This window comes from Pirellulales bacterium (genome assembly GCA_035533075.1).
Taxonomy (GTDB): Bacteria; Planctomycetota; Planctomycetia; order Pirellulales; family JAICIG01; genus DASSFG01.
The window spans coordinates 1-16,606 of record DATLUO010000144.1; the positions used below are offsets into that span (position 1 = coordinate 1).

Annotated in this window: 12 protein-coding genes; 5 read left to right on the forward strand and 7 right to left on the reverse strand. The window is 63.3% G+C overall.

The genetic code is table 11. From position 1 onward, the window contains the following. From VNH11_18560 to trxA, 3 genes are all read right to left on the reverse strand, one after another. Nucleotides 1–394, reverse strand: a 394-nt coding sequence (locus tag VNH11_18560) for a hypothetical protein (GenBank protein HVA48375.1), incomplete at its 3' end; no start/stop codon positions are given. Nucleotides 395–739: 345 nt separating this feature from the next. Next, nucleotides 740–1,699, reverse strand: coding sequence for a hypothetical protein (locus VNH11_18565; GenBank protein HVA48376.1), 960 nt, complete (start codon nt 1,697–1,699; stop codon nt 740–742). Nucleotides 1,700–1,810: 111 nt separating this feature from the next. Then, nucleotides 1,811–2,137 (reverse strand): thioredoxin, encoded by a 327-nt coding sequence (gene trxA, locus VNH11_18570; protein HVA48377.1) that lies wholly within the window; start codon nt 2,135–2,137, stop codon nt 1,811–1,813. Between the two features lie 283 nt (nt 2,138–2,420). On the opposite strand from trxA, the gene VNH11_18575 reads away from it, so the two are divergent. Next, nucleotides 2,421–3,437 (forward strand): SAM-dependent methyltransferase, encoded by a 1,017-nt coding sequence (locus VNH11_18575; protein HVA48378.1) that lies wholly within the window; start codon nt 2,421–2,423, stop codon nt 3,435–3,437. A 324-nt stretch (nt 3,438–3,761) separates the two neighbouring features. On the opposite strand, the gene VNH11_18580 is transcribed toward VNH11_18575, so the two are convergent. From VNH11_18580 to VNH11_18590, 3 genes are all read right to left on the reverse strand, one after another. Next, entirely contained in the window at nt 3,762–4,958 is a 1,197-nt protein-coding gene (locus VNH11_18580) for a Gfo/Idh/MocA family oxidoreductase (protein HVA48379.1), read from the reverse strand. A 150-nt stretch (nt 4,959–5,108) separates the two neighbouring features. After that, nucleotides 5,109–7,310, reverse strand: a complete 2,202-nt coding sequence (locus tag VNH11_18585; GenBank protein HVA48380.1) for a M48 family metallopeptidase — start codon at nt 7,308–7,310, stop codon at nt 5,109–5,111. 379 nt (nt 7,311–7,689) lie between these two features. Next, the gene (locus VNH11_18590; GenBank protein HVA48381.1) at nt 7,690–9,135 is read right to left on the reverse strand and encodes an MFS transporter; all 1,446 of its coding nucleotides are present in this window, start codon (nt 9,133–9,135) and stop codon (nt 7,690–7,692) included. Nucleotides 9,136–9,317: 182 nt separating this feature from the next. On the opposite strand from VNH11_18590, the gene VNH11_18595 reads away from it, so the two are divergent. Further along, nucleotides 9,318–9,641, forward strand: a complete 324-nt coding sequence (locus VNH11_18595) for a hypothetical protein (GenBank protein HVA48382.1) — start codon at nt 9,318–9,320, stop codon at nt 9,639–9,641. Nucleotides 9,642–9,845: 204 nt separating this feature from the next. On the opposite strand, the gene VNH11_18600 is transcribed toward VNH11_18595, so the two are convergent. After that, nucleotides 9,846–10,910 carry a hypothetical protein gene (locus VNH11_18600; protein HVA48383.1) on the reverse strand — a complete coding sequence of 355 codons (1,065 nt, stop codon included), beginning with the start codon at nt 10,908–10,910 and terminating at the stop codon, nt 9,846–9,848. 577 nt (nt 10,911–11,487) lie between these two features. Between VNH11_18600 and VNH11_18605 the strand changes: the two genes are divergently transcribed. From VNH11_18605 to VNH11_18615, 3 genes are all read left to right on the forward strand, one after another. After that, on the forward strand, nt 11,488–12,810 hold the full coding sequence (locus VNH11_18605) for a tetratricopeptide repeat protein (GenBank protein HVA48384.1): 1,323 nt from the start codon (nt 11,488–11,490) through the stop codon (nt 12,808–12,810). 15 nt (nt 12,811–12,825) lie between these two features. Further along, nucleotides 12,826–14,628: a polymorphic toxin-type HINT domain-containing protein gene (locus VNH11_18610; GenBank protein ID HVA48385.1), complete on the forward strand. Its 1,803-nt coding sequence runs from the start codon at nt 12,826–12,828 to the stop codon at nt 14,626–14,628. Between the two features lie 94 nt (nt 14,629–14,722). Beyond that, nucleotides 14,723–16,579: a hypothetical protein gene (locus VNH11_18615; GenBank protein HVA48386.1), complete on the forward strand. Its 1,857-nt coding sequence runs from the start codon at nt 14,723–14,725 to the stop codon at nt 16,577–16,579. Nucleotides 16,580–16,606: the final 27 nt, after the last annotated feature.

Sequence of the window (16,606 nt, forward strand, 5' to 3'; positions counted from 1 at the left end):
GTACTTCCTTGTGCTCGCGGAGGTACTGCACCATTCGCTGGTCGTTGTGACTGGAAAAATCCCAGCCGTCGCGGTCCATGGTCACTCTCTTACGAGTGCAGAACCGGCAGTACATCGTGCAGACGTGCGTGGTGACCATCAGCACCCGGTCGGGATAGCGATGGGTCAGGCCAGGCACGGGCGAGTCTTTGTCCTCTTCGAGAGGATCTTCGAGTTCCAGCCCCGATTCGCTCGTCATTTCGGCCGTCGAGGGGACCGCCTGCAACCGGATGGGGTCGAGGGGGTCGTCGACGTCGATCAGAGAGAAGTAGTAGGGCGGGATGGCCAGTTTGTACTGGGCCTCGAGGGCTTCGAGGGCTTTTACGTCGGCGGGAGCATGAGGTAGGAGCTCCACGAGCTGAGAAGTGGTGCGGATCGCGTTTTGGCGTTGCCAGCGCCAGTCCTCCCAAAGTTCGAGAGGAACGTCTTTCCAAAAGGGGTGCCGACGGCAAGAACTTGGAGGCTCTTCAGGCTCCTCGAGCGTGACGCCAGAGGCAGTGGCCGCGAAAGAAACGGCGTCGAATTGGTTCATTGGGGTACGAAACCCTCCTCGGCTAGAATGTGCAGTCCGGCCGGCCACGGGCGTGGCCTAAAACAGTCGGATCTGCGTGCTTATACCACCGGTCGTGAAAACCGGCAAGTATTCTTAACACCAGAAAGCGAAAATTGTGTCGGACGGGTAGGGTTCAGGGTTCAGGGTTCAGGGTTCAGGACCATGGTTCGTGGCTGGGGTGAGCGTCACCTGTTTCGCGACGAAGGCTTTCACTTCATCGTAGCGCTTTTCCAGCCGCTCGTGCTCCTCGGCCAAGTCTTTCTTGAGCCACTCTAATTCGTTTCGACGGCGCGTCAAATAGGCTGCTTCATTCCGGTAGCGCTGGGCCATCCGCTCCCGCACGGCTGCCAGTGCCGAGTCGGTGGCGGCCGTTTCCAACGACCCGCACAACTGGGCCTGCAGCTCTTCCGCGGATGAACGCAATTCTAATGCCTCTGCGTGCATTAGCGAGACTTCCTCGCGAAATTCTTCGAGATCCAGCCGGCGTCGGTCGAGCTCCTCGCTGATGCGTATCAGGGCCTCTCGGCGCTGCTGCCAGACCGCTTCTGAAAGCGTAAGCTTGGGGTCGGCGAGGGAGATGGAACTGGAAGCGGCATCCTTTTCGCCTTTCGCTCCGCGAAAAGGCGCACTTTCGGGAGCCGCAGCTTCAGCCTGCGGAACGCCACGCAGCGCGTTCCCTACAGACGTGTCACCAGCCTCCGTCCTGAACCCTGAACCCTGAACCCTGAACCCTTCTTCGTGTGCGTCGAGGCGCGCCTCGCGCTCATTCAGCTCGTCGTTTCGCTGGACCAGCCAGAGGCGGGCCTCTCGCAGCTCCTGCTCGAAACCGGCCTGCCGCGCGTTGAGTTGGGCTTCGCGGAGTTCAAGTTCCTGCCGCCGCCGGTCGAGATGAGCGGCCAACTGATCGGCCTGCAATTGAAGCTGGACGGCGCCCTCGACACGCACCAGGTCGGTGATGGCCTGCTCGAACGGCATTTCGGCCAGCGGCGGCAAACGGGTCAGCGAGTCGCCAAGCGAATGCGCCGCATCCACGCGCGTCGCGGCGACGCCCAGGGAATTACCGCCTTCGGTCAGCTCGTTGAGCGCGATATCGCGGACTTGAGGCATGGTTCTCCGGGCCTGGCCGGGAACGAACCACCCGGGCCGCACAATCGTTAAAGTTTGCCGGTCACTACTATCGGCAGCGGCAACGGAGAAGTTTAACTGAAGGTCTAAGACCTACTTGACTGCGTCCAGAGCGCGTTGCAATTCTGACTTGGGTTTGACGCCGACGAAGGTATCGACCGGCCGCCCGCCCTTGAAGACCATGAGCGTGGGAATGCTGCTGATGCCGAATTTCTGGGCCGTTTCCGGGCTTTCGTCGATGTTGATCTTCCCTATCTTGACCGAGCCGGCGTACTCGCCCGCCAGTTCCTCGATGACCGGGGCGATCATCCGGCAAGGGCCGCACCAGGGCGCCCAAAAGTCGACGAGCACCGGCTGGGCCGAATCAAGCACGTCCGACTGAAAACTGCTGTCTGTGAATTCCGCGACATTGCCAGCCATTAGAATCGTCTCCTAGTCACTGCTCAGGGCCTATTGCAAAGTTACGGAATTATAGAGGGGCTGGCGGGGGTGTCAAATCGACGTTTATGCCTGTGAACCCGATTGGGAAGAGCCGCTCAGCCACGAGCTGGGTCGCGTTTTTCCTGATTCCGTCCGATCGGTTTCCGCTTCGGGCTGGGTGGAGTGCCGTAGCCCGCTTGCTCCGCAAGCGGAAGGGGCCACCGGCCGGCCGGATCTTGCTGTCGGGAACGTCGAAAAGCTGGAAGGCCGTTCCGCTCACGGAGTGAGCGGGCTACAAACGCCCTGCGTCGCCTTCGCCGCGCAGTGCCTGCCCGACGCCCTGGAAGTCTCGGCGCCGTCGATATCGCAGTGGGCCGCCAAGACCGTCCAATGGCTGATCGAGCGGTTATACGGTTACAATGGGTCCTGGCGGCTGCACGTCTTTTGCGTGCCGACGACCCAGCGGCACGTCACGCCGGCCCGTTGTCGCTATATCGAACAAGCCGTCGCCGACCTCTTGCGGAAAAAGCAGAGGCGGCTGCTGAGAACGTGGAATCGAGATCCCAAGCCGCTCGCCCTGCCCGACGAAGGGCTGCTGCAGCTCGCCCTGCGAACCTCCACGGTCGGTTACTGGTCGGCGATCGCTCCCGACCGATGGCACGATTTGCGGCGCTGCGTATCGCGGTTTCCGGGCGGGGTGGTGGAGGTGCCGGCCGACCGGCAGGCGCCGTCGCGGGCCTTCGCCAAGCTGGCCGAGGTCGAGTTGCGTCTGGCCAGACCGATTGTGGCCGGGGAAACGTGCGTCGATCTGGGAAGCAGCCCCGGAAGCTGGGCCTATTGGGCGCTTCGCCGGGGCGCGCACGTGGTCGCCATCGACCGCAGTCCGCTGCGCGACGACCTGATGCACAACGACCGTTTGACATTTCTGCAGGCAGACGCCTTTCATTATCAACCCGCGGAACCGGTCGATTGGCTGCTATGCGACGTGATCGCCTTTCCGTCCCGCGTCATTGAACTGGCAGAGCGGTGGCTGGCCCGCGGTTGGTGCCGTCATTTCTGCGTCACGATCAAGTTTCGCGGCCGGGGAGAGTATTCCAAGATCGACTCGCTCAAGGCGGACCTGGAGGCAGGCGGACACGACTTTTACCTGCGGCGCCTGACGGCAAACAAGAACGAAGTGACGCTGTTTGGGGCACGAAGTTGCTATAATGCAAAGCGAGATCGAGAATCGGAGCTTTTTGAGAGAACGCAGCCATGCCAGACGAAACGATTCCGAGTGCGCCGCCGGCCCAATCCATAGCCCGAGGAATCACCGATCTGGCGATCAACCCGCGGCAAAACACGGGGAGGTTTCGCGCTGCCGCGCTCGAGAGATTGAAGGCAAATATCCGGAACCAGGGCTCGAAATGTTCGAGCGACTCCTTATCCTTGAGCCATGCCAGCAGATCGATCTCCGCCTTAAGCAGCTCGCAAAAACTCAGCAGCGCCGCCTGCATTACGTCCTCATCAGAACCGTTGGGAAGGCCGTGCCGGCGAGCAGCGCCGCGCGCAGCCATCGATAGCATCATAGCGCCGCGCGGCAACGATCCGTTGATCACCGGCAAGCGACCGATTCCCTTGCTAGCTAGCGACGCGCACGGGCGTGCTTCAGCGGCAGCCAGGCCCCGTTTTCGGCACTGCTCGCCACACACTGCTGAATGAAAAACATCCCTTCCACGCCATCGTTGATGTTCGGGTAAATCGTGTCGATCTTCTCAAAGTCATTGCCCGTGGCACGCAGCGCCATGTTGTCGAAGGCGTTGCGGTAGACGTTGGCGAAGGCTTCGAAGAACGCTTCGGGATGCCCGCCGGGAAGCCGGCAGGACGCGGCCGCCGTGCCGGTCATGTACGCCGCGCCGGGGTTGCGAGTGTAAACGGCCAACGGCTGGCCGTTGCGGCGCACCAAGAGCTTGTTCGGATCTTCCTGACGCCACTCGATCGCCCCCTTCGTGCCGTCGACCTCGATGAACAGGTCGTTCTCGCGGCCGTGGCTGATCTGCGAAGCGGTGACGGTACACAAGGCGCCGTTTTCCAGGCGGATCACGGCGTGCCCGTAGTCGTCCAGCTTGCGGCCTTCGGCGAAAATCTTCAGATGGCAGCTCACCGTGTCGGGCAACAGGCCGCTGATGTAGCGGGCCAGGTTGTAGGCGTGCGTGCCGATGTCGCCGAAGCAGCCGGCGGCGCCGCTCTTGGCCGGATCGGTGCGCCACGAAGCCTGCTTCTGCGAATCTTTTTCGATCCGCGTGCGGAGCCAGCCTTGAATGTAGTTCGAGCGCACGGCGTTGATCTCGCCCAAGTCGCCCGACAGCACCATCTCGCGGGCCTGCCGGACCATCGGGTAGCCGGTGTAGTTGTGCGAGACGGCGAACACCACGCCCGACCGGTCGACCGCCCCGGCGAGGTCTTCGGCCTGCTTCAGGTCGAAGGTCAGCGGTTTGTCGCAAATGCAGTTGAAACCGGCTTCGACCGCCGCCTTGGCGATCTCGTAGTGCGTGAAATTGGGCGTGGCCACCGAGACAAAGTCGATCCGTTGCTCGGCGGGGAGTTTTTTTTCCGACTCGATCAGCTCCCGGTACGAGCCGTAGGCACGGGCGGCGGGGATATCGTAATCGGGGGCCGAGCTTTTGGCCTTGGCCGGATCGCTGGAGAGCGCCCCGGCCACCAGGGCGGCACGGTTGTCGAGCACGGCGGCCGTGCAATGCACGCGGCCGATAAACGCGCCTTGTCCGCCGCCCACCAATGCCATGCGAAGTTTGCGGTTCAATTCGCCGTTCGTCGCCATTATCGAGATCCTCAAATGCCGCCTGTACGTGCCGCCAAGCCAGCAGCATAAGAGAGCGGCCAGCGGCAGGCAAGCCATCGCCGCCACCTCTTTTTGCCGGCCGGCGCGTGAACAGGCTTTCGGAGCGATAGGCCGGTCGTTCCGCGGCACCTAGGCGGCCGGCTGTCGCTCGTCCTCGGGCTCGGGCTCGGCCAGACGGGGCAAGCCAAGCAGCGATTCCACGTCTTCGGCCAAGGCAGTCAATCGCCCGAACAGCCTCGCATAAAGCGTCGGGAAGCCGTCCAACATCGTACCACCGGCCGTCAAGACCGCGTTCCAGTCGTTGTCCGAGAAAGGTTGCGGAAGCAGAAACTCGGAAAGCGTGGGTTCGCCTTTGGCGTGATCGAAGGGGTAACGGACCTGCGACAGCTCGAACTGCAAGTGCCGAATCTGACGCGCCAGCAAGCTGATGTTTTTTTCCAGCGATCCGAGCAGCGTGGCGTTTTCGCGCTGGCCCTCCATGCGCGAAAAGAGTGCCCGGAGCACGCTCATGCGGTTGCGCAAGGCGAGCCAGGTGCCGACTTGCGCCCCGGCCACCGCCACCGCCGCCCGGACCCGCTGACCGTGTTCGATGCGTTCTTGAGCCTGAGGGATGCGGGCCGCCACTTTCTCCACCTGCACCAGTTCCAGCGCGCACCACAGCCGGCGGACCGCTAACTGCTCCAGCGGGGCAAGCTGCGGCGAAATCTGCTCCAACCGCGCACGGGACGCCGCACGCGCCTGCCGGGTGGCGTTGAGATCGACAAGCCGCTGCTTGAAATCGTCGGACTTGACGCGGATTTGCGCGGTCAACAGCGCGTCGGCCGCCTCGGCCTCCAGCCAATCGGTGTCCGCCTGATCGTACTCGGGAAACGCCGCCTTGTGGGCGGGCAGCCGATCGAGCATCGCCTGTCGGGCCTGCTTGAGCTGAGCGGCCAACTCGCCGGCACCGGTGCCCTCGGTCGTCGAAGCGGCTGGCAGACGCAACGGCCGCAGCAGGCTGAAGGTGCCTTGAAAGTATCGCTTCAGCGACTTGATGTCGTCGATCGTCTGTGCTTGCTTGGCCAAAAGCTGCTCCACCGGGTGCATGTCGGTGAGCTTGAATCCCTTGCCGAACAACGAACGATAGAGGTCGAACGTGCAGGTTCTGGAAAGCGCCGTGAAATCGCGGAACAGCGTGGCGGCGGGCAACTCGACGTGGAAAATGCCGGGCGCCTGCTCCTCCTGCGCCCGCTCGATGCGGTCGCGCGACGCCGGGTGCGTCGAAAACAGCCCGGTCGTTTCTTCGTCGACCGCCTTGTTGATCGATTCCAGGCCGGCGGGCGTGATTTGATCGACGTTGGCCACGATCAGCCGCGGCAGATCGTCGGCCAGCCGTCCTTCGCGGGCAAAATCGCCCAGGTCGGCGAAGGCGCCTTGCGTGGCGGCATTGAGGATTGCCATGCGGCGCGTCGACGACTCGAAGGAATCGCTGCCCGCCAGCCGCGCCTCGTAGCAATCGGCGTCGAACTCCATCTCCCGCATCAGAATGCCGCTGATCAGGTGCCCTAGCATCATCAGCATCCACAGTATCTTGCGCGTCAGCCAGACGAAGAGGCGGGCCATAAAGAAGATGATGCCGATGCGAATGTCGAGGCCCTGCGACCAGGCGACGAGACGCGCGTCCCACTCATCGCGTTCATAGACGACGCGCGTGAGCCAAAAGCTGACGCTGCGCACGAGGTAGCTCAAGCGCATGCCGGCGCCCTGGCTGAAATGGCCGAACTCGTGGGCCAACACGCCCGCGAACTGCCGCGTGTCCAGGCCGGCCACCAGCGGCAGGCCGATCGTCAGTACGAGATCGTTGCCGAGCATGCTCAACAGGCCGCGGCGAAAACTGGCCGAGGCGTTGACGTCGCAGTCGACATCGATCCGCGACGGCCGAGGTGCTCCGACCACTGCGCACACGCGGTCGACGAAGGCAAACAACAACGGCTCTTGATTGCGGTCGAGCGAGCGCGGCTTGCCGCGTTTGACCCGCCGGGCGAACAGCGGCTTGAACATGAAGAACACCAGGATGCCGCCGGCCAGCAGCGGCGCCGCATAGAGGATCACCGCCAGGACTGCCCCGCGGCCGCGGCCGGCGTGCAGCAAGGCCGTGTCGTGGACGGCGTGCAGGCCCAGTAGCAGGCAGACCAGGCCGATCACGGCCACGTAGGCCACCGGCAACAGGAGCATGAACACCAGCACCAGCGCCACGCTCAGCTTATAACCCAAGCCGACGCTGACCGGTTCGATCGATCCTTGGAAGGAGTCGAGAATGAACGGGCCGGCACTAACGACCTCTGCCTCCACGATGGGCGGCGCCTGCCTGATTGCGGGTTGATTTGTTTGCCTGACCGGCGACGGCCGTGGGGCGCCGGCGGCAGAAACCGGGCGGGCCGGCGCGCTGCGGACCTGCGCCGGTTGCCGGGGTGCCGCCGGCGCCGCACATGCCGTCGCTTGGCGCGCGGCTGGGGGCGGGGGCGCGGCTACGGGGGAGGGAACGACGATATCGCCCCGGCAGTTGGGGCATTTGCCGCGCTTGCCGGCATCGGCGTCCTTGGCTCCGAAACTCGATTGGCAGTGACCGCAAACCACAACGATAGGCATGCCCGGCTCCGTTCAAACCAGAAAAACGGTTGAACGCCAAGTTTATCCTGCCGCGGCCGGCTGACGCAATTCGGGGAGCCGGTTACTCCACCGCTCCCTGCACGCCGCCGGCGAAAAGCTCGTCTTCTTCTTCGCGGCTGATGAGCATTTCGGGCTTGTAGCCGCCCAGCGCCTTGTCTCGCAAAGCAATCAGGCCGAACACTACCACGAGCACCGACGGCAACATGCTGACGTAACGGAATGCCATCGCCGCGCCCTGAGCCTCCGCGCTTGCGAGCTCCGCCTGTTTTTCATCGGGCAAAACCTTGATCTTTTCGGGACCGATCTTCTCCGTCGTCGGAATCCCCGATAGACGCAACACCCAGTTCGATTCTTCAGCCACCACCGCTTCGGATTTTAGCGTCGGCGGCACCGCGGCCACCGATTCGCGGTCGTAGATGTACCCCATGACGGGAAGGACGGCCGCGATGGAAAGATTGCCGACGCAACCCATCAATCCCAGCAGCCAGGCGCCGCCGCGAGGGAACCGTTCGGCAGTGACTCCCAGCATCGTGGGCCAGAAATAGGCGATTCCCAGGCCAAAGATCGTCGCAAATCCAAAAACGGTGGCGGGCGTGGTCGCCGTGCTGAGCAGATAAAGCCCAATCCCGGACAAGGTGGCCGAGATCGTCAGCATGCCGACGGGCGACAAAGCATGCGCCAGCGGACCCGCGAAGTGCCGCATGCAGAACATGAGCATGCTCGTATAGATCAGCACCATCGTGCCCGAGAAGCCGCCGTGAGTGATCCGCGTGATCACGGACTCCTGCCACTGCTGCGGACCAAGCTCCGTGGCGGCCGTGAGCAACATGCAAAATGCCCACAGCAAAAACATCGGCCGGAACGTCTCGCGGAACATGTCGCCGGTCGACACGCCCGACGCGACGCGTTCCGTCTCCGGGAACTTTTGCGTCATGCAAAGGATAAAGTAGATCACGCCGGGCACGGCGATCAATCCCATCAGCACCTGCCAGTCGTAGCCGAGTCCGTCGATTTTGATGAAACCCAAATCGAGTCCTTTGCCCAGGTATCGAGCAACCAACCCGCCCAGCACGAGGCCGCCCGGCCACCAGGCGTGCAAAACGTTCAGATAGTGCGTCTTGCGGTCCGGGAACAAGGTCGCCGCGAGAGGATTGATGGCGATTTCCACGAGGCCGTTGCCACACCCGGCTATGAACGTCGATCCGAACAGCACCCCAAAGGCCCAATCTCCATGAGGCGCGAAAATCGTCCCCAGTACGCCGAGCATGTGGCAAGAAAAGGCAAGAAACAGGATGCGCTTCATGCCAAGCAGATCGCAGAGCGGCGCCCCCAACAACATCGAAGCCGCCATGCCCCAAAACGCGCCGCTGGCGATCCACCCTAAGTCTTCTTTCGATTGCCCAAATGCCACTCCCAAATCGGGCAGGATGTCGCCGCGGATGATGAATGTAAAGGCTGACGTAATCAGGGCAATGCAGCTTGCGACAAACAGGGTCCGCGGGTTCATTCAATACTCCGACCGGGAAATGGGGATGGGTGGCTAAGCGGGACGGCTTTTTAACTCGAAAATTGGGAGCCTTCGAGTATAACCCCTGACCCCCGCAAGACAAATGAATTGGGCATGGGGTAGTGGGTCATTTTTGAAATGGGTATTTTCCCGTGGGCGCTATGCCGTTATCATCCAACAGCATGAAGCTGCCCAAGTTCCAGTCCGGCGTGAAGGCCCTCCTAGCAGTGATGCTGCTCGTGGCCGTTGCTTGTGCCGCATGGCCGCGCCTGCAACCGTTCGGTTGCTTGGAATCGGGCTTGAGCAAGGGCAACTTGCCAGGAACCGAAAAGATCTACGTTTGGCGGAACGGACTCGCGATCGCGGTCACGAAGTTTTCCGGAGAATGGCCATCGTTTCAGAGACGCACGGACATTGATGTGGAGGAACTGCTGAAGGACGAAGAAGAGGCACTTCGAGAAGAGGCAGAACAAGCGCGAGCCGACGCCCCTCAGAAAACTAGATGACTCTTGTTGGGCACCGCGTAAGACACCATACTTGGGCTATGCCTACCCGCCCAAGCAAGAAAGCGACGTCCATCACGGTGGGCCGGCGCTCGCAAGCTCGCTTGCCCCACCTTACGACTGCGGTACAAAACTGGGATAACTTCCAGGACGCCGCAAGCCCAAGTTTTCACCGGCCCAGCTTCTGCGCCAGCCACCGCCAACACCTCAATTCCGACCGCGTGAAGTAGAATGATTCTTCATCGCCGTGCGGCGGGGCGGTTTCGACGCGAGCCAGGGTCGCAACGCGGAGGCTTCCAAGCGTGCCGAAAACCGCTGGGCGCCTTCGGGCAGCATGTGGTGCCCGTCGCAAAACTGGTCGTCGGAGCACCATTCGCGGCAGTTGAAGACCGCCACACCATGCTCGCGCTCCAACTCGTCGAGCCACCGCTCGAGCATCGTCAATGCCTGCGCGGGATAGCCTTGGCGGAACCGCTCGCACTCCGGCATCAGCAACAGCGCCGGCTCGATCTGCTCGCGACGGCAGAGGTCGAGCAGCTCGATGATCGCCCGCCGCGGCGCGGCGCTGATGGCGAACTCGCGGAGGTATTCGACGTAAAGACCGGTGCTCCATTCTTCCATCGCCCGACGATTGGCCTCGTCGGTCGGCCGCACCGGGAACTGCGACCAGCCCCAGGCGTCGGTCTGCCGCGTGAGGTTCAGGTCGGTGCGTTCCAGTTCCGTGAGCAGGCAGGGGGCGAGGCTGCCGAGGATATGCCGCCGGTGCGCGTGCCACGGAAGGCATCGCGAGCGAAACCAGTCGAGATAAAGTTGCCGCGGCCCGTCGGCATATCGGGCGACGACGCCCAGATCGGCCCAAGTGAGCCGTGCGACGTCGCTCAGGCCCGGCTCGAAAAAGGGAAAGTTCTGGTGCAAAAGCGGCGGGTGGATTTCGATCAACAGCCGTCGCGGCCGAATCCCCTCGGCCAGCAGGCGGTGCAGGCAGACGAGTTCTTGAATCGGCCCCTGCCCGGTCAGGGCCAAGTTGAACTGCCAGCCGGCGTCGTTCCTCGCTGAATCGCCGCCGGCAGCGGGCGAAAAGCCGAAAGCGGTGCGCGAAGTTCCCAGCGCCACCAGGGCGGGCTGACCGCCGCACTCGGCATAGAGCCGCTTGAGCAGGGCCAGCTTTCGGCCATATTCAGGATATCGCAGGCCCGGCAGCAACGAATCGGCGGCCATCGCCAGCGCGGCCTGCAACAGCACAAACAGCGATGCCCCCCATAAAACAGCCACGCGGCCACGAGTCGATAGCTTTCGCGCAACCATACGCTGCCGTGTTCGGGAACGGATGCGCGCACGATTCGGCGCATCGGTGAGCCGCGAAGTGTAGCGGATCGAGCAGGGCGGTCAATGTCGCTATACTTCACGCGGCCAAGAATGAGACATTTTTCCGCGAGCAGAAGCGGTGGCTGGGGCAGAGCTTGGCCAGTTACAGGCTGGCGCCCTTCAGCGGCGTGGCGGCCAAGTGATGCCCCGGTTGGGCGCACCGGGGCATCGCCTGGCCGCCGAGATGAACGAAGTGCCAGCCTCCACCCGGCCAGGCTCTGCCCCAGCCACCGCCAATGTCTCATTCTCGGCCGCGTGAAGTAGAGCGTCATCAATTTGACGGCGCGCGAGGAGAAAGTCCGGGGGCTGTGGTATTTACGGAAGTCATTCGCAAACTTAAGCTTTTGGTTATCTTGGGGTGCTGCCCGCGTCCAATGGCGTAGGGTTTGCGTAACCGTCGTCGTGCCGCGGAGGAGCACGTCGCCGCCGCGGACCGGCAGAGAGAGGCTTCCGATTACTTGGTTCGGCTGCCGGAGAATGACCGATGCGAAATGTGTGGATGATGGTCGCGGTGCTCTCGCTGACCTGCCCCGCGAGTGCGGCGGAGGGCGACGCGCGCGGCGATTTGCGGCCGCAGATCGAGCGGCTGTTGACTTTGGCGAGCGAAGTCTCGGCCAAGCACATGCAGGAGACGGAACATTACTATCGCTCGTTGCGCGCCGCCAGTCGCAGCGATTGGCTGCTGCGGTATGCCTACGCAGTCGCGCTGATTCAGCAAAAGCGACTGCACGAGGCGGCAAAGCTGATCCAGGAGCTGGGCGAGGAACACCCCGATGATTTTGCGGTTTGGCGGGGCAAGATCTGGCTGGCCCTGACGTTGGGCGAACGGTCGCGAGCATTGACCGAAATCGAGCAGCTTGCCAGCCACGCGGCGGCCCATCAAGCGGCTGAGGCGGAACGACTGTCCGAGGTGGAGATCGCCGGGTTCTTTGGGTCGGTCTGCGGGTTCCTGTCGGGACCATGGTCGCAAAAGGTGCCTGCGGCCGACGCGGAGCAGATCGAGAAACGTTTGCGGGCGGCCTTCGACGACAAGTCGCGGTCGGCGTTCGACCGGGCGAAGGCCGGGGTGATCGATCGTTTTGACGCCCTCCGCGCGGCATACGAGGAGAAAGAAGAGAAAGAGCTTCAGACGAACTCGCAGCAGCTCGAGGCCGAAAAGCAGTCGGTAGGCCGCGCCGCTCAGGAATTGGGCGACAAGCAGCAGTCGATCAAAGACAAAGAAACGAAGCGGGCCGAAGATGCCAAGGCGAAAGTGGCCGACATCGACGAGCAACTGAAGAAGGTCGGCCAGCAACGGGACGCGCTGCTGCAACAAATTGCGCCGCTCGAAGCCCAGCGGGTGGCGCTAGTGGCGCAGCTTATGCCCGAAGGGCTGTTTCTCCCCACGCGCAACCTCCACCTCCACGCTTGGCAAAAGGTGGCCGCACGCCAATTCGCTGCATTGCACAATCGCCAAATCCGGATTTTGCTCGCGCCCCTCGTGACGAAGCTGACGTCGCTGGAAGGGCAAGTCACGTCGTTGAACCTGCAGGAACAAGAACTGTTCGCGGCCCGCGGGACGACGCAGATCAAGTATCAAGCCGACGTTGGCAAGCTGGTGGAAAAAGAGAAGTCCTTGCAAAAAGACGCCAAACGCTTGGCCTACGACGCCAAGCGGCTCAAGTCGAAGTCGGCCGCCAGCAGTCCGCGCCTGCGGGCCGAAATGGCGCATTTGACGCGATTCAGCACCTACGTGCCGTTTCCTTTCGAGCGTGAGAAAGCTCGGCTGCTCAAGGAAGCAAAGCCGCCGGCGACAGATAACCCATGACACAAGGATCCCGTTATGACTTTCCGGAAACCCTGGCAAGCCCCACGTTGTTCTCTGGCACTCTTGAGCCTGCCAATCGCCGTGATTTCGGGGGCGTTCTGGCTGCTCGTGGTTCCCGCGTCGGCGGCCATCAAGCCGAATCCGCACGCCGCGGCGGCGGTGCAAAAGACGCTGGCGGCGGAACCGAAAGGCGGTGCCGCCTCACGCGATCAGCAACTCGCCAAGGTCATCGAGTCGGCGCCCGATTATTCGCCGGCGCGATGGGCGGCGGGCTATGTCGAGCAGGACGGAAAGTGGATGAAATTCGATTCCCTGCCCGAAGGCGACGCGAAGAACGAAAAGGTCGTCGAGTATCGGCGGCTGCGCGACCAGGCTCCCGATACCGCCGAAGGTCAGTTGAAGCTGGCGAACTGGTGCCGTCAGCACAGCCTGAAAGAGCAGGAACGCGCCCATTTGCTGCGTGTTTTGGATTTTGAACCCAACCGAACGGACCTGCGAGAGCGGCTGGGCATGGTCCACGTCGGCGGCGTGTGGATGCTGCCTCGCGAGGCCCGCCAGGCTGCCGCGCGGGGCAAGCAGGCGGTCGCCGATCTGAAGCACTGGCTGCCGAAGGTCGAGAAGTTCCGCGCGGCGCTCGAGGGTCCGGCCGGCCGAGTGCGCGACCTGGCCATGGAACACGTCAGGGCCATCCGCGATCCATCGGCCATTGTGGCGTTGGAGACCGTCTTGGCCCCGTCGAGCGACGACGCCGGGGCGGCGGTGGCCGACGCGTTGGCCGCCATGAAACGGCCCGAAGCCTCGATTGCCTTGGCGCGCCTGGCCGCGTTCAGCGAGTCGTCGGACACCACCGACGCCGCCCGTGCGAAGCTGAAGACGCTGCCCAGGGACCATTTTGTGCCGGCCATGTTGGCATCGCTGGTGGTGCCAGGCGCGACGCAAACGACCATCACCTCCGACCGCTACGGCCGGTTGTTATTCCAGCAGGCCTTCGCCTATGAAGGCGCCGACCGCAAACAGGTCGCGGTCTTCGACAACGTCTATCGCATCTATTCGGCCTACGGCCGTAGACGCCGAGCGGGAAGCGATGGTGTTTTAGCCGCCAGCGCCTTGGGTAGTGCGGAAACTGCCGGGCGATCGATCGCCGCCGACGCTCAGAACCGCCGGATCGAACGCACCAACGCTCGCATCATCGACACCTTGCGCGACGTGACCGGCCAGACGCTCTCGGCCGATCCACACGCCTGGTGGCAATGGTGGAACGACGTCAACGAAATCGTGCCCGTGGGCGATAAGCAGACGGATGTGACGTATGTCGTTGAGGAAAGGGCGCTGCCCAGTTTCGAAACTAGGGCTAGGCCGCACTGTTCCTGTTTGATCGCCGGCACGCCGATTTGGACCGACCGGGGACTGGTGGCGGTCGACAAGATGCAGGTCGGCGACCGGGTACTGGCTCAGGATCCGGCTTCCGGAGAGCTGTGCTACAAGCCGGTGCTGCGCACGACCGTGCGGCCGCGCGCCCCGCTGATCCATATTACGCTGCCCGACGAGACGATCGTGGCCAGCGGCGGCCACCCTTTCTGGGTCGCCGGGCAAGGCTGGGTGAATGCCAGCCATTTGCAGCCCGAGATGCTGATCCATACGGTCACCGGCGCGGTGCCGATCGAGAAAGTCGAGCTGGAAGAGAATGGCAAACAGCCGGTCTTTAATCTCGTCGTGGAAGACTTTCACAATTATTTCGCCGGCAAATCGCACCTGCTGTTGCACGACATCACGCCGCGCGAGCCGACGCTGGGCCCGGTGCCGGGCTGGCAGGAGTAAGCCGGGCTGTTTTTGCAAGCCGGGCGGCGTCTTGTATGATGAAGCGAAGCGGTGATCCACGGCGGTCGTCCCCTGACAACGGCGGGCTCGCACCTTGAACCATTTCGATTCTTATGCACAGTGGTTGGGAATCCCCGCCGACCGGCGGCCGCCCAACCACTACGAATTGCTTGGACTGAGCAGCGGCGAAACCGATGCGGCCCGCATTCACACGGCCGGGCTGGAGCGCAGCGCCAAGGTGCGCCGCTATTGCCTCGGCAAGCACGGGGCCGAAGCGACGCGGCTGTTGGGAGAAATCGCCACGGCCTTTGACTGCCTCTCCGACACGGCGGCGAAAGCCGCTTACGACCAAAAGCTGTTTGGCCACGAAGTCGGCGAGGCTGCACACGACTTGCCGCCCGTGCGGCACGATCTGTCAGGTAGGGCGGGACCAGCGAGCTTGCGAGCGCCGGCCCACCAATCCGAGGGCCATGGCGGGCCGGCGCTCGCAAGCTCGCTGGTCCCACCCTACGCGCACCGTCTGCCGCCGCGCTCGTTTGCCTGGCTCAGGCGGCGTCGCGCGGCCGCATCGTCCGGCCCGGCCCGCTTCACCTTTGCCACAGTCTTCTTGTTGGCAGCGACCTATGGGGTGGTCTGGTCGGCGCGCCATAACCCCGCCAGGCATACACATCCGGCGTCGTCTGCCGCGCAAGTACGGCCGCCGGCCGCACCGATTGAAAAGCCGGCTGGCGCCCGGCCGGTGGAGCGCGCCGAGATTGCTTCGGCATCCAAGTTTTCCGACGACCGCGCGCCCGGATCCGTCGCCCCGCCAACGGTCGTTGCAACAGCGGTCGTCGACCGCTCGGAGACGAAGCCCGATGACGGCCAGCTGGCCGATGGCCCGGTGGAACCAACGTCAGGCGATGCCCAGCTCAAAGCAGCGGCAACGGACAGCGGCCGTGCGGTGGCGAAGGCAGCGGCCAGGACGGCGAATTTGCCGGCTCAACCGAACGAGGCGCCGGCGAGCGACGCGCCGTCGCCACCGGCGGCTGCAGTCTCAGCAGCCACGAAGGACGCCTTGCCACCATCCGCCGCCGCGCCTCAGCCGGGCCTCCGGCAAAAAGCAGATGCCCCGCCTTTCAGCGTCGTCCAAGTCACGGGCACGGAGGACATGGAGTTCGAAGATCCTCAGGCCGATTTTGGCAAGGCCTGGCGCTCGGCAACACGCGGCGTGCCGGAGGTGCTCGAACTAACGTTTGCGCAACCGGTGAGTGCGCTCTACCTGCGGGTCTTCGAAACGCCCTTGTTTGCCAAGGTCCAAAAAGTCGTTCTCTACCCTGACGCCGGCCCGCCCATCGTCATCAAGCCGGTGCAGCTTTCGTTTGACGCGGAGAATCATGTACGAACTTGGAGCCTGGGCGAAGTCCGGCCGCCGAGCAGGAGAGCGGCTATCACGTTCCATCCGACGACCGAAGGCTTTGTCGAGGTTGACGCCGTGGCGTTGCTCGATCGCCAACAGCAGCCGTATTATCCCGTCGGGGCGCGGGCCACGAGCAGTGCCGTGGCGGACGACCCCGACGTGGTCGACGAGCGCGGGCCGTCGGTCGCCGATCGAATCGAGGCGGCGAATGCCCCGCCCGCCCAGGGAGACGACGTTCTCGACAAAGCCGATGAGGTGGCGGCACAAGTGCAGCTCGATAAAGCCAGAAGCACGCATATCATCAATGATTACGTGCTCATTCTCAAGCACTATCCGGAAACGCAATCGGCCGTAGCCGCGGTGCGCGACTTGGCGCAGATGCGTCAGGCGCTTTGGCGCACCGGCAAGTGGCGCGTGATCATGGACGCCTTCGATCGCTTGGGGCAACACTCCCCTGATTCGGACGCGGCAAAGCTGGTGCCGCAAGCGTTGAGGGAGGCTGATTTGCCATCGAGCAGACCAACGCGCGCTCGGGCACCTGGGCGGCGCTAAAAACTACGGAGCGAATCACATCTTATG